Origin of the sequence: Enterococcus sp. DIV1096b (genome assembly GCF_050498765.1) — a bacterium.
Lineage (GTDB): Bacteria > Bacillota > Bacilli > Lactobacillales > Enterococcaceae > Enterococcus_D > Enterococcus_D entomosocium.
Map to the genome: position 1 here is coordinate 1,385,044 of NZ_JBMHEK010000001.1, position 12,439 is coordinate 1,397,482.

Genomic DNA, 12,439 nt, shown 5'->3' on the forward strand with positions numbered 1-12,439 from the left:
CAAGCCTTCCAAAAAAGAAAGAAGAGACCTGATTAGACATTCTCCTAATTGGGTCTCTTCTTTTAAATTCAAAGCAGGCGCTCAGATGATTACTTTGGGAGAGAAAGTATTGTTTCGATCCACTGTCCAAAGGTTGTTACATATTTCAACGGTCCGATCAATGTAAATCGTGCCATCGTTGGGTTGATTTTTTCAAAGTAAAAACGCCGACTTTCCCCTGAGTAAAGTGCATTGAACTCATCAATAACGATTTTTTTTTGCTGTTGTAGCAATTCCTCTGATTCAATAAAGAAATCAATGGCAAGTAAGCTTTCGGGTATCTGTTTTTCTGAACGTATTGAAGCAAAAGAAAGCAGGGGATCTTCAAATGGTTCGCCCATCAACGAAGCCACATCTTTGTAAGAAAAGCGCCACTGCCCGCCAATTTTTGTCCCTTTAAGTTGGTTGGTCTTTTGATAATTTCGGATGGTTCGAGTCGTTACGCCCAGTTTTTCAGCGACTTCTTCAACGGTATAATAATCTTTCATCGGTTCCTCCTACAAAGCGATTGTACGATCACAAAAGCGTTGCTCCTCTTTCTTATGACTAGTATAGATGATCATGCGTTTTTCTGCATGTTTTTTTAAATACTTCATAATCTTTTCGGCAGCTTCATCATCAAGGCTGCTGGTAGCTTCGTCTAAAAGAATGATTTCGGCATCACTTAATAATATGCGAGCTAGAGCGATTCTTTGCTTTTCTCCTCCAGACAAGTCGGCACCATTTTCCGTAAGCCTGCTAGTCCATGAGCGCTGTTGAAAAATGGGCGCTAAAATACCAGAGGTTTCGATAATTATTTTTTCTTCTCTCGTCATTTTTCTTCCCCATACAAGATTTTCTTCAATTGTCCGAGAGAGAATCGTAGGGTCTTGAGCAAGGTAGAGGGTTTTATCTGTTTCAGGGTTTCTTGGCTTGATGCGTTTACTCTTCGTTGAAAGCGAAATTCCTTCTGATGGATAAAGGCCAGCAATTGCCTTTAAAAACGTTGATTTTCCTTTTCCTGAAGCGCCAGCCAAGTAAATATGTTCACCAGGTTTCAAGGTTTCTTCAATGGGAAAGGAAAAGCTGTGGTTGCCAATGGATACGACAGGGTGGTCGAAAGTAAGACTCAGAGTAGCTTCACACGTTTGGTTCCAGCGGTCATCGGGAGCAGCCAATTCTTCGTTAACAAAACGTTGATTGGTCCTCAGAGTAGCTGTATCAAGATTGATTTTCGTTAAACCACTTAATGCAGAAAAGTAAATGGGTAATAGCACGCCAATCAAAATCAACGCAGAGGTTGGCAGTTCATCTTGTAATATTCCTTGAATCATAAACAAATAGACGCCGATCTGGGCGATCTGATTGATCGCATTAAGGACTAAACTAGTCGTTTGGGCAAAAGTATTGGTGTTTGCTAATGTTTGATACATCGATGTCAATTGAGAGGAAAACAGCTGCTCAAGAACAGCGTCACTCCATTGCTTCATTGTATCAATATGGGACAATGTTGTTAACATTTCCTTATTGCTAAGAGCAAATGCTTCTTGCATATTTTTCATCTTAATACTCAACTGTTGATTGATCCATCGAAACCCAAAAACATTGATGGGAAATAGCGATAGTAAAATGAAACCCAGTAAATAATGCAATTGGAAACACAAAAAAAGTGGGATCAGCAATAAGAAAAAGCAGCGAATGGATTCGCTAAAACTACCGCAAATAAACAAGTATAAGGAATCAACAACGCCAAAGATGCGGTTTAATAGATAAGTGGGCTCCTTTTCAGAGAGTTCTACATAACTCTTCCTTTTCATTTTTTTTAACAATTCTAAGAGATGGCGAACATTCATCGAAGCTGCATAGCGCTCTTTCATCAAAATCAATAAGAATTGCGCGCAATAAGTGATACTTAATATGAACGCTAATAAGCCGACGAGATGATCAAAGCGCAGTGCGTGATCTTCTTGTAGAAGCAAAGGGAAAGCGAGGTTTGTCAGGACAGTCAAAAAAACTAGCAAACTACTCAAACTGATAAAAAGTTTATTGTTTCTAATAATTTCAAACATAAAATCAACTCATTTCCTATATTTTCCTAAATGGTAGATGTTTTTATGAAAATTGTCAATAAAAAAAGAGTTCCTGATTAAAGGAACTCTTGAAAAATCAAAAGCTGCGTCCGCCGCCGCCGAATGTTCCGCCACCAGAAGAGTGGGTCGTACTGCCACCGCCGCCGCCAGAAAAACCGCCACCACCGCCTCCACCATTATTCGAAGGACGGGGGATGCGTCTGGTTGTGACAAAGGAATTGACTAAGCGATCTTCTTTTTGGGTCAGATCAATACTTGATTTTTCTAGATAGTTAAATTTGTAGCCGCCCATTTTTAATTGGTAACGGGATTTAACAATGATGAAAAAAGCGATACTGATCACTGCCGCGATCGCTAAGCAAATAGCAATTTCTAGTGGCGTTATCACTTTGTAATAAGTAATTTTTCCGGTATCACGATCGATACGATAATGATCGGCTGGAACACCTGCTTCCACAAAACCCTCTGCTTTTTGCAGATAGACCAATGCAGCTTGATAATAATTTCCCTCTGCCATCTGGTCAAATACCGCATCAAGTAGCTTATCTAGACGTGAATCGGTAAGATAATCGATCATATTTCCGGAAGTCGAAACGTGAAATTTCCGTTGCGCCATATCGATCACCAATGCCGAACCGTTGTTGTCGTTGCCGATCCGTCTTGAAAGATATCGATCAGTGTACAACTCGATATCTCCCGTATTGCTGTTTGTTGTTTGAATAAAAACTTCGCCCTTGATCTTTGCATTCAGCGCTTCTGCTTCTTCGTTCAACTTCTGGATCTCTTGTTCGGTAAAGAGTCCAGCGTGGTCTGCGACTGTCTCTTCGGCTGCGAAGGCGGGCAGGGCGGTTAAGAAAAAACCAACCAGCAGTAACAACAAATAAGATAGTTTTTTCATAAGAAATACGCTCCAATCAATGCGAGGATGGTCGTTGCCGCGAAAATTGCGCCACTGACGATTCCCAAGCGCTTGTAACTAATCGGTAAAACACCGCTGACTTTTCCGGTTTGCCCATTCATCGCATAATAAAAGGCACTCTTGTTTTCATCATCGGCTCGATAGGTCACTAGCCATACAGGAAGCAAAACGTAGTTGTTTTCTTCTTTTGTTAGATTGATGGAACGATTGTTGCGTTTAAAACTAGTATAGCCATTGACGGTACCTGCTAGCAGATTTTCAGCATAACCCGATAATTCGTTTTTGACTTCGTCAGAAAGATCAATGTATTCAATGTCTCTTTTTTCTGCTTGGAAGCCGGCTAAATATTGACTGCGAAAATTAACAGCTTTTTCAAGGGGAAACGGCTGAACGCCAGTCACCATTTTTTGCTGAACGTTTTTTGACAGCGCATGCTTGAGCAATTCATTCACCTTGATTTTTCCTCGTCGCAAGACATCGTATTGTTTGTGCTCAGTATATTCAATATCACCAACGCGCCAAATACGCAAAGAGGTACCCATACCTGAAAGCGAGCCATTCATCTCAGCATCGACGACCCAATAAGGGAAGTACACACCAGTCAATTTCTCTACTTGTGCTTGATCGAAGAAATCCCGTGGCACAAATTTTTTCTTTTGCGCCCATTCTAAGAATTTCGCAGTTGCTTCTTCCTTTTCGATGGCAAAAGGGAGGACTTTGTTAGGTAAAAATTCTCCTGAAAGCCGTCCCGACAAAACGACCGGGTTATGGCAAAAGTAGCAATAGGTTGCGGCTGTAGTCGCATCCGTCACGATTTCAGCACCGCAGCTGGGGCAGGTGAAAAGGTCCATCTGCCCCGCTTGTGCATCGGCTTGCTCTCTAACTTCTTCTTGAAGGGACGGTTCAGTCTCGGTCGCTGCAGAAGTATCTGAGACAGGAGTATCGGCCATCTGCGCTTCTTTTTGCTTTTCTTCGAAGGCAGTGACTTCGTCTTCAGTAAAAATACTCAGACAAAATGGACAATGAAATTTTTGATCACCAGGTTCAAAGGTTAAAGCGCCCCCACAATTGGGGCACTTATGTGTGATAACATCCATCAGCAATCCTCCTCAATTAGTCTACTGGGACACCTTTGAAAGGTTTGCCGCAATTCGGACAGAATTTTGGAATGCCGTTGGCTAAATCGATCACTTCACCACAATCGCTGCATTTCATTTTCAGGCTTGGTCCATCGCTCGTTGGTTTTGGCGTCCCGCAATTGCTGCAGAATTTACCAGTATTAGAGGTGCCGCATTGTGGACAGTCCCAATGATCTGCGTTGTTTTGTGCAGAAGCCTGTTGCTGCATTTGCTGTTGGTTGTTTTGTGACGCTTGGTTCAAATACCCGCCACCAGCGTTCATCCCCATGCCCATGCCAACAAACCCAGTCGTAGCCCCAGCGGCATTGCTACCGGCAGATTCCATACCACGAGCAACCGAACCTTGAACATAGCCTTCACGAATCGAAGGGTCGCCTAACATTGCCCCTTGGTTCCGCATGTTGATCAGTTTTACGGAATCATCCGTATAAGAGATGCTTGCGACGGCAACAGAAACGATTTCCATGCCGCGGAGTTCTCGCCAGCTGTCATCAAGAACCGTTCCCATATATTTGCTTAATTCCATGCTCTTAGATGGAACGTAAGAAATTCGTTCGCCATCAGCGGACATTTTGTTGATCGCTGTTTGTAGGGCGGTCAAAAATTCAGCTAAGTACTGCTCATTGATGTCGTTGATATCGACTTGACTTTTGTTTTTTGGGATCGCATTCGTATAGAACAAAATTGGATCGGTAATTCGTAAGGAATAGTTTCCGTGCGCCCGTAAGAATAGTTCTGCGTTATAAAAGTTGTCAAAATAGTTCAAAGGCGATGAAGTACCGAAGCGAATTCCTTTGATTTCTTGAAGATTGATATAAAAAACTTGTTGTTTTTGTGGTGTAACGCCGCCAAACTTAAAGCGGTCGAAGGTTTCAGAAATCGCATCTTTCAATGAACCGTTCAACATCGAAGGCGCTAATTCATTTTTGACGGTATAGTAGCCTTCTTCAGCGGTATAATCGATGATTCGCCCGCCATCAACCAATAACATCATCATATTCGGATAGACATGGATCACTGACCCATCAGTGATGACATCTTCCGTGCCTTTTCTGTTAGAACCGCGTTTGTCATTACGCCGCACTTTGACACCTTTTGTCATTACTGTCGAATCGCTCATATTGTCAGGCTCGATCACCTCTAGCCATTGATCTGCTAATCCGCCGCCAATTGCGCTTGTTGCCGCTTTGATAATACCCATTTTCAGTCCTCCTTTAAATTGTTTTCATCACAATAGATGAACGTAGATTCATTATACCATAGGAGGTGAGATTTACGTTATCAGTCTAAAGTTGGAGAAGAGGAATGGTCTTTTTTCTTGAAAATAGGGAGGAATAAAAGGATATAGTGAGTGAAAGCGCGCGGAATGGCTCTTCGAATTAAATTTCCATTTCTTTTGAGATTCCACCACGCAAACGGTGGTTTTTTTAGCTGATATTACGTATAATAGAAGGTAGCGAATTTTGAAATGAGTGTGGAAAACTATGGCCTATCAAGCATTATATCGTGTTTGGCGTTCTCAGCGTTTTGATGATGTTGTCGGACAAAAAGCAATTACCCAAACCTTAAAAAATGCAATCGATCAAAATCAAATCTCGCATGCTTACTTGTTTACGGGCCCTCGAGGAACCGGGAAAACAAGTGCAGCGAAAATTTTTGCCAAAGCCATCAATTGTCCGAACCAAGTCAATGGCGAGCCTTGCAATGAGTGTGACATGTGTCGCTCAATCACAGCTGGAACGCAAGAAGACGTGATCGAAATCGATGCGGCAAGTAACAACGGTGTAGAAGAAATTCGCTTTATTCGTGATCGTGCGAACTATGCACCGACCCAAGCAGAATACAAAGTTTATATCATTGATGAAGTGCACATGCTGTCAACAGGCGCATTTAATGCATTACTAAAAACATTGGAAGAACCACGGAAAAATGTTGTCTTTATTTTGGCAACAACAGAGCCCCATAAGATTCCAGCAACGATTATTTCCCGAACCCAACGATTTGATTTCAAACGGATCAATACGCAAGACATCGTGGGTCATTTGGAAACGGTCCTTACTACTAGCGAGATCAATTACGAAGCAGAAGCTTTACAGATCATTGCGCGAGCCGCAGAAGGCGGTATGCGGGATGCCTTGAGTATCACCGACCAGGCGATCGCTTTTAGTGATGGAACCGTAACGACCCAAGATGCTTTAGAAGTGACGGGCAGCTTGTCCTATGAAATGATGGACCGTCTGATGCAGGCTTGTGGGGAAAAAGAAGTTGCCGATGCGTTAGCGACCTTGCGGGAGTTATTAGCCTCTGGTAAAGAAGCCCGCCGTTTATTGGAAAACTTGTTGGTTTATTGTCGAGACTTGCTGATGTATCAACAAGCGCCGCAGCTGCTATCTGAAAAGTCTCTGCAGTTGACTGAAGCGTTTCAAACACTGGCAAAAATTACCCCGCCATCAAAAATCTATCACTGGATCACGGTCTTAAACGATACGCAAAATGAAGTACGATTTACGAACAATCCTACGATCTATTTGGAAGTGGCTGTGGTCAAATTAGCCAATGATCCAGAAAGTGCTGCTGTTGCCAGCAATTCAGCTGACAATAGTCAAGAAGTGGCGCAGTTACGTCAAGCACTGCAAAAACTTCAGGCAGAGGTGCAACGACTGCAAGAGAATCGACCGACAGGTGCCGTTGCTGAAACCACCGCGCCAGTGAAGAAAACCAAGGCGACCACTACGTTCCGTTTACCAAAGGAACGCGTGTTCCAAGTACTGAAAAGTGCAACGAAGAAAGACTTGGCAAATGTTCGTAATGTTTGGGACGATCTTTTGATGTCTCTTTCCGTGACGCAAAGAGCTATGCTGCACTCCAGTGAAGCAAAAGCTGCCAGCGAATCGGGCGTCGTGATCGCTTTTGACTATGAGATCTTATGTCAGCGAGCAAGTAACGACCAAGAGTTTCAATTGATGATCCATAATCAATTGTCCCGTATGATCAAAGACTACGCCCCACAGGCTGTCTTTATTACAAAAGAAAGTTGGCCGACGCTACGACAAGAGTTTTTGGCTGGCGGTCAAGCAACGGAAGAGTCAGAAATTGAAGTAGAGCAAGAAGAGACCGAAGCCGCTCCTGTCGAACCAGAAAATGACGACTTAGTAACAAAAGCGCAAGAGTTATTTGGTGAATTAACCAGCATTGAAGAAAATTAATGAATATGGAGTGATGAATAATGATGCGAGGCATGGGAAATATGCAAGGCATGATGAAACAAATGCAAAAAATGCAAAAAGAAATGATGAAAGAACAAGAAGCACTAAACAGCAAAGAATTTATCGGCGAATCGACAAATGGCTATGTCAAAGCGACCTTTACTGGCGATAAGACGTTACAAGACATTGCTATCAATGAAGCAATCGTTGATGCTGACGATGTGGAAATGCTGCAAGATATGATCATTTTAGCCATCAATGACGGATTAAAGAAAATTGAAAAAGAATCGGAACAAACAATGGGCAAATATACAAGAAACATTCCGGGTCTATAAAAGGAGAAATGACGGTGCAATATCCTGAACCGATCGCCCGATTGATCGACAGTTACATGAAACTGCCGGGAATTGGACAAAAAACCGCAACACGTTTGGCATTTTATACGATTGATATGAAAGAAGAAGTCGTCAATGAGTTTGCTAAATCGTTGCTTAGTGTTAAACGAGATTTGCACTTTTGCAGTATTTGCGGAAATATAACGGAAGAAGATCCTTGTGAAATCTGCAGTGATCCCACAAGAGACAAAGAAACGATTTTAGTAGTTGAAGAGCCTAAAGATGTCATGGCATTAGAAAAAGTCCGCGAGTATCATGGACTTTATCATGTGCTGCATGGCGTGTTATCCCCGATGGAAGGGACAGGTCCAGAAGATATCAACATTGCATCCCTGATACAGCGGCTGCATGATGATCAGGTCAAAGAAGTGATCATTGCGACCAATGCGACCACGGAAGGCGAAGCGACGGCGATGTATATGTCGCGTTTGATCAAGCCTGCCGGTATTAAAGTCACGCGTTTGGCTCATGGCTTATCTGTGGGCAGCGATATTGAATACGCGGATGAAGTGACCTTGCTAAAAGCAGTAGAAGGTCGCCGAGAATTATAAAGATATTGGAGGCAATTAGGGTGAATGGATTGTTTATAACCATCGAAGGACCGGATGGTGCTGGAAAAACCAGTGTGATCGAAGAATTGTATCCTCGGTTACAGCTTGAAGCAACAAGAAAAATCGTTAAAACAAGAGAACCTGGCGGAGTTAAAATCGCTGAAAAAATTCGTAAAATTATTTTAGATCCGCGAAATGAAGAAATGGATGAGCGGACCGAAGCCTTACTTTATGCAGCGGCACGCCGCCAACACTTGATTGAGGTTGTCCTGCCGGCATTGAACGCCGGACACATCGTGATCTGTGACCGCTTTGTTGACAGTTCGCTTGCCTATCAAGGAGCTGGACGTCGCATCGGGATTCCTGAGATCGCACGGATCAACGAGTTTGCGACGGAAGGAACGACCCCTGATTTTACCTTGTATCTAGATGTTGACTCTGATACTGGCTTGCGTCGCATCCAAGAAAATCGTGCACATCAATATGACCGACTAGATTCGGAAGGATTGGAGTTTCATCAACGGGTTCGTCATGCGTATCTAAAGCTAGCGGAAGAAAATCCTGTACGCATTCATAAGATTGATGCTAGAATGGGGTTACAAGAAGTTGTTGAATCCAGCTATTCAGCAATCGTTGAATCGTATCCTGCTTACTTCAAATCAATCTAGGGTAGGTTGGATAACACAAAGGAGATGGTCCCATGAAATTAATTATGGCAATCGTACAAGACAAAGACAGTAATCGTTTGGCAAATGAGTTTATTGATGCCAATATCCGTGCTACAAAATTGTCATCAACGGGTGGTTTTTTAAAGGCTGGTAATAGTACGTTTATCATTGGTATTGAAGATGACCGTGTGCAAGATGCGTTAGAATTGATTAAAAAAACCTGTCAATCAAGAAAGCAATATGTCTCGACACCGATGTCACTAGATATATCCTTAGATGGTCAAGTTCCTTATCCGGTCGAAGTCGAAGTCGGTGGCGCCACCGTATTCGTGCTGCCAGTTGACGGATTCCATCAATATTAAAAAAGGAGCATTTCATGGAGGAGTTATTTCTACAAGAATACCAGCCTCTTGTTTTTGCCCAACTAAAAAAAAGTATCAAGCATGGGCGCATTGCTCATGCTTATCTTTTTGAAGGGGACAAGGGGACTGGCAAGCATGAACTAAGTCTATGGCTCGCAAAACGCCTTTTTTGTGCCAATGTACAAGAAGAAGCGCCATGTGGTGCATGCAGCAATTGTCTACGGATCGCCCAAGGAGAGCATCCTGACGTTATCCAAATTGAACCTGATGGGCAGATGATCAAAGTCGACCAGATTCGACAGCTGCAAGAGGAGTTCTCAAAAAGCGGCTTTGAAAGCCGTTTGAAAATCTTTATTTTGTCTCAAGCTGACAAAATGAACAACAGCGCTGCCAACAGTTTACTAAAGTTTTTAGAAGAACCAGTGGGAAACTTTCTGGCGATCTTAGAAACGGAGAGCCTTGGTCGTATTTTGCCAACCATCCAGTCTCGCTGTCAGATCATTCATTTCTCTCCTTTGTCAAAAGAAAAACTGCAAGAAAAGTTACAAGAAGAGGGACTTTCTAAAGAGACAAGCCGACTTCTAAGCCACTTGACCAATAGTTATCATAAAGCAGTTGAAATCTCGCAAGATGAATGGTTTAATGAAACTAAGGATGCTGTTAAGCGTTGGGTGAATTACCTTTTGAAGAAAGACCCGCAAGCATTTATTTTTGTTCAGAAAAAATTATTGGGTCTAGCAAAAGAAAAAAATCAGCAATCAGAAATCTTTTTGCTCTTGTTATTTTACTTTCAAGAGGAGCGGGATCGATTGTTGGGGCAAGGTTTATGGGGAAAAGAGATCAATCGTGCCATTGAAGCCGCATTGCAAGCACAAAAAAAGTTGCAAGCCAATGTGTCTTTCCAAGGTGTGGCAGAACAATTTTCCGTGAAAATCATCTATGGATAAAACGCAGCAGCCGGAAAAGGAGACCAGAGATGATCGAAGTTGTCGGAGTGCGTTATCATGACGTAGGCCAGATTTATTTTTACACACCGAAAAAACAGACCTATACTATAAATGACCAAGTCATCGTGGAATCACAAGATGCTAAATGTCTTGCCACAGTCGTCACCAAAAGCAGAGAAATGAATGAGAGCGATTTGCCTCAGGTAGTCAAACCTATCTTACGTCGGGCGACGAAGAAAGATTTGGAACAGGCAGCAGCCAATCAAAAGGCGGCAGATGAAGCGTTAAAAATTGGAAAAGAAAAAATCCGCGCACATCAGTTGCCAATGAAACTGATTCGAGTAGCCTATACCTTTGAGCGGACAAAACTGATTTTTTCGTTTACTGCAGAAAGCCGTGTTGACTTTCGCGAATTAGTCAAAGACTTGGCAAGTGAATTTCATACCCGGATTGAACTGCGCCAAATCGGTGTCAGGGATGAAGCGAAGGCACTAGGCGGAGTTGGGCCCTGTGGTCGCAAACTATGCTGTGCGACGTTTTTAGGGGATTTTATCCCTGTATCCATCAAGATGGCTAAAGATCAAGGACTTTCCTTGAATCCTGCGAAAATCTCAGGATTATGCGGTCGTTTGATGTGCTGTCTTAAGTATGAAAGTGAAGAATATGAGCGGGCGAAAAAAGAATTGCCGGATCGCGGCAAGGAAGTTGAAACGCCAGATGGCAAAGGACGTGTGGTTGGGCTGGATCTGTTGAGCCGAGTGATCAAAGTCCGTTTGCATGATCGGCAAACACCAATCGAATATGATTATGAAGAACTAGTGACAAAATAAGTAGGTGACCATAATGAGCATGGACAAACGATCAATATATGACGGATTGAATCAGTTAGAATCGGAGTTGCAAAATTCCTTAAATAATCTAGCGGAAATGAAGCAGTCTTTGCAAGAAATCGTCGAAAAAAATACGACATTAGAATTGGAAAATCAACGCTTACGTGAACACATTCGTGAGTTGAACCAAGTGGCAGATGCACCCGCTGAATCGGTCAAACAAGAACTTTCTAAATCACGAATGAATTTAGAAAAGATTTACGAAGAAGGATTTCATGTTTGTTATGACTTATACGGTTCTCGCAGAGAACATGATGAACCTTGTGCATTTTGTCTAGAAGTGATCTATCGTGAAAGCGGCAAATAACTGACTGACAGTCTAATAGGTTCGTTAGAAAAAAGATCAGTTTCCACTGGTCTTTTTTTCGAAAGGAGCAGTACATGCAAAAGCAACAAAGTTATAAACAAGACACTGGAAAACTGTATCTTGTTCCGACACCGATCGGGAACTTGGAAGATATGACGGTCCGTTGTGTCAAAATTTTAAAAGAAGCGGACCTGATTGCAAGTGAAGATACTCGCAATACCCAGAAATTGTTGAATCATTTTGAGATCTCGACACCGCAAAAAAGCTTACATGAACACAATTATAAAGAGCGAGTTCCGCATTTGGTAGAACAGCTGCAGATGGGCAAGACCATTGCCCAATGCAGCGATGCTGGTATGCCCTCCATCAGTGATCCGGGGCATGAATTAGTCAAGGCCTGTCTAGCTGAAGGAATCGCGGTGATTGCGCTTCCGGGACCTACGGCAGGTTTGACAGCGTTGATTGCTTCAGGCTTATCGCCGCAACCAAATCTTTTTTATGGCTTTTTACCTCGTAAGAAAAAAGAACAAAAACAAGCCTTGAGTGAATTAGCGACCCAGAAAGCAACGATGATTTTTTATGAGTCACCCTATCGAATCGCCGCGACGATTGAAACAATGCTAGAGGTATTTGGTGAACGTCAGGCAGTCATTTGCCGAGAATTGACAAAAATCCATGAAGAATACTTGCGAGGGACCTTTTCTGAATTGATCGACTATTTAGAGCAGCAGCCAATCAAAGGAGAATGCTGTCTGTTGGTGGAAGGCTCTTCTGAAATACATGAAATTGTTTATGAAGGAAGTTACGCAGAACAAGTAGCTGCCTTGATGGAAGAGGCCGAAATGTCCTCAAAAGAAGCAATCAAAGAAGTGGCTAAACGTAATCAAGTAAAGAAACAGCTTGTCTATCAAGCGTATCACCAAATAGAAGAGTAATCATACCGAGAC

Annotated in this window: 14 protein-coding genes; 9 read left to right on the top strand and 5 right to left on the bottom strand. The window is 42.6% G+C overall.

What is annotated here, in order from left to right; genetic code table 11:
- Window positions 1–89: 89 nt before the first annotated feature.
- The 5 genes from IGJ17_RS06650 to IGJ17_RS06670 all read right to left on the bottom strand — a co-directional run bounded on the left by IGJ17_RS06650 (window position 90) and on the right by IGJ17_RS06670 (window position 5,367).
- Complete coding sequence (locus tag IGJ17_RS06650) at window positions 90–527, bottom strand: helix-turn-helix domain-containing protein (protein ID WP_005236643.1); 438 nt, start codon at window positions 525–527, stop codon at window positions 90–92.
- Window positions 528–536: 9 nt separating this feature from the next.
- Window positions 537–2,087: an ATP-binding cassette domain-containing protein gene (locus tag IGJ17_RS06655; protein ID WP_086317202.1), complete on the bottom strand. Its 1,551-nt coding sequence runs from the start codon at window positions 2,085–2,087 to the stop codon at window positions 537–539.
- Between the two features lie 97 nt (window positions 2,088–2,184).
- Window positions 2,185–3,006, bottom strand: coding sequence for a TPM domain-containing protein (locus tag IGJ17_RS06660; RefSeq protein WP_005236637.1), 822 nt, complete (start codon window positions 3,004–3,006; stop codon window positions 2,185–2,187).
- Entirely contained in the window at window positions 3,003–4,124 is a 1,122-nt protein-coding gene (locus IGJ17_RS06665) for an ATP-binding protein (RefSeq protein ID WP_086299568.1), read from the bottom strand. Before IGJ17_RS06665 ends, IGJ17_RS06660 begins: the two co-directional genes overlap by 4 nt.
- A 16-nt stretch (window positions 4,125–4,140) precedes the next feature.
- The gene (locus tag IGJ17_RS06670; protein ID WP_086299567.1) at window positions 4,141–5,367 is read right to left on the bottom strand and encodes an SPFH domain-containing protein; all 1,227 of its coding nucleotides are present in this window, start codon (window positions 5,365–5,367) and stop codon (window positions 4,141–4,143) included.
- Window positions 5,368–5,650: 283 nt separating this feature from the next.
- Between IGJ17_RS06670 and dnaX the strand changes: the two genes are divergently transcribed.
- The 9 genes from dnaX to rsmI all read left to right on the top strand — a co-directional run bounded on the left by dnaX (window position 5,651) and on the right by rsmI (window position 12,427).
- A complete protein-coding gene (dnaX, locus tag IGJ17_RS06675) occupies window positions 5,651–7,372 on the top strand; it encodes a DNA polymerase III subunit gamma/tau (protein ID WP_086317206.1) in 1,722 nt (573 codons plus the stop codon).
- A gap of 20 nt (window positions 7,373–7,392) precedes the next feature.
- Window positions 7,393–7,707, top strand: coding sequence for a YbaB/EbfC family nucleoid-associated protein (locus tag IGJ17_RS06680; protein ID WP_005236633.1), 315 nt, complete (start codon window positions 7,393–7,395; stop codon window positions 7,705–7,707).
- A gap of 14 nt (window positions 7,708–7,721) precedes the next feature.
- Complete coding sequence (gene recR, locus IGJ17_RS06685) at window positions 7,722–8,318, top strand: recombination mediator RecR (protein WP_005229813.1); 597 nt, start codon at window positions 7,722–7,724, stop codon at window positions 8,316–8,318.
- 20 nt (window positions 8,319–8,338) lie between these two features.
- The gene (gene tmk / locus IGJ17_RS06690; RefSeq protein WP_005229815.1) at window positions 8,339–8,986 is read left to right on the top strand and encodes a dTMP kinase; all 648 of its coding nucleotides are present in this window, start codon (window positions 8,339–8,341) and stop codon (window positions 8,984–8,986) included.
- A gap of 32 nt (window positions 8,987–9,018) precedes the next feature.
- Window positions 9,019–9,348 carry a cyclic-di-AMP receptor gene (locus tag IGJ17_RS06695; RefSeq protein WP_005229817.1) on the top strand — a complete coding sequence of 110 codons (330 nt, stop codon included), beginning with the start codon at window positions 9,019–9,021 and terminating at the stop codon, window positions 9,346–9,348.
- A gap of 14 nt (window positions 9,349–9,362) precedes the next feature.
- Entirely contained in the window at window positions 9,363–10,295 is a 933-nt protein-coding gene (gene holB / locus IGJ17_RS06700; protein ID WP_005236622.1) for a DNA polymerase III subunit delta', read from the top strand.
- A gap of 29 nt (window positions 10,296–10,324) precedes the next feature.
- Window positions 10,325–11,125, top strand: a complete 801-nt coding sequence (locus IGJ17_RS06705; protein ID WP_005236620.1) for a PSP1 domain-containing protein — start codon at window positions 10,325–10,327, stop codon at window positions 11,123–11,125.
- A gap of 19 nt (window positions 11,126–11,144) precedes the next feature.
- Window positions 11,145–11,492, top strand: a complete 348-nt coding sequence (locus IGJ17_RS06710; protein WP_077452675.1) for a DNA replication initiation control protein YabA — start codon at window positions 11,145–11,147, stop codon at window positions 11,490–11,492.
- Between the two features lie 74 nt (window positions 11,493–11,566).
- Window positions 11,567–12,427, top strand: a complete 861-nt coding sequence (gene rsmI / locus IGJ17_RS06715; protein WP_005236618.1) for a 16S rRNA (cytidine(1402)-2'-O)-methyltransferase — start codon at window positions 11,567–11,569, stop codon at window positions 12,425–12,427.
- Window positions 12,428–12,439 lie beyond the last annotated feature (12 nt).

Bases quoted from the DNA above. Each gene is read 5' to 3' on its own strand.
- IGJ17_RS06695 (WP_005229817.1), top strand. From the start codon at position 9,019: ATGAAATTAATTATGGCAATCGTACAAGACAAAGACAGTAATCGTTTG.
- IGJ17_RS06680 (WP_005236633.1), top strand. From the start codon at position 7,393: ATGATGCGAGGCATGGGAAATATGCAAGGCATGATGAAACAAATGCAA.
- IGJ17_RS06650 (WP_005236643.1), bottom strand. From the start codon at position 527: ATGAAAGATTATTATACCGTTGAAGAAGTCGCTGAAAAACTGGGCGTA.
- IGJ17_RS06710 (WP_077452675.1), top strand. From the start codon at position 11,145: ATGGACAAACGATCAATATATGACGGATTGAATCAGTTAGAATCGGAG.
- IGJ17_RS06665 (WP_086299568.1), bottom strand. From the start codon at position 4,124: ATGGATGTTATCACACATAAGTGCCCCAATTGTGGGGGCGCTTTAACC.
- holB (WP_005236622.1), top strand. From the start codon at position 9,363: ATGGAGGAGTTATTTCTACAAGAATACCAGCCTCTTGTTTTTGCCCAA.
- IGJ17_RS06705 (WP_005236620.1), top strand. From the start codon at position 10,325: ATGATCGAAGTTGTCGGAGTGCGTTATCATGACGTAGGCCAGATTTAT.
- IGJ17_RS06655 (WP_086317202.1), bottom strand. From the start codon at position 2,087: ATGTTTGAAATTATTAGAAACAATAAACTTTTTATCAGTTTGAGTAGT.
- rsmI (WP_005236618.1), top strand. From the start codon at position 11,567: ATGCAAAAGCAACAAAGTTATAAACAAGACACTGGAAAACTGTATCTT.
- IGJ17_RS06670 (WP_086299567.1), bottom strand. From the start codon at position 5,367: ATGGGTATTATCAAAGCGGCAACAAGCGCAATTGGCGGCGGATTAGCA.
- IGJ17_RS06660 (WP_005236637.1), bottom strand. From the start codon at position 3,006: ATGAAAAAACTATCTTATTTGTTGTTACTGCTGGTTGGTTTTTTCTTA.
- dnaX (WP_086317206.1), top strand. From the start codon at position 5,651: ATGGCCTATCAAGCATTATATCGTGTTTGGCGTTCTCAGCGTTTTGAT.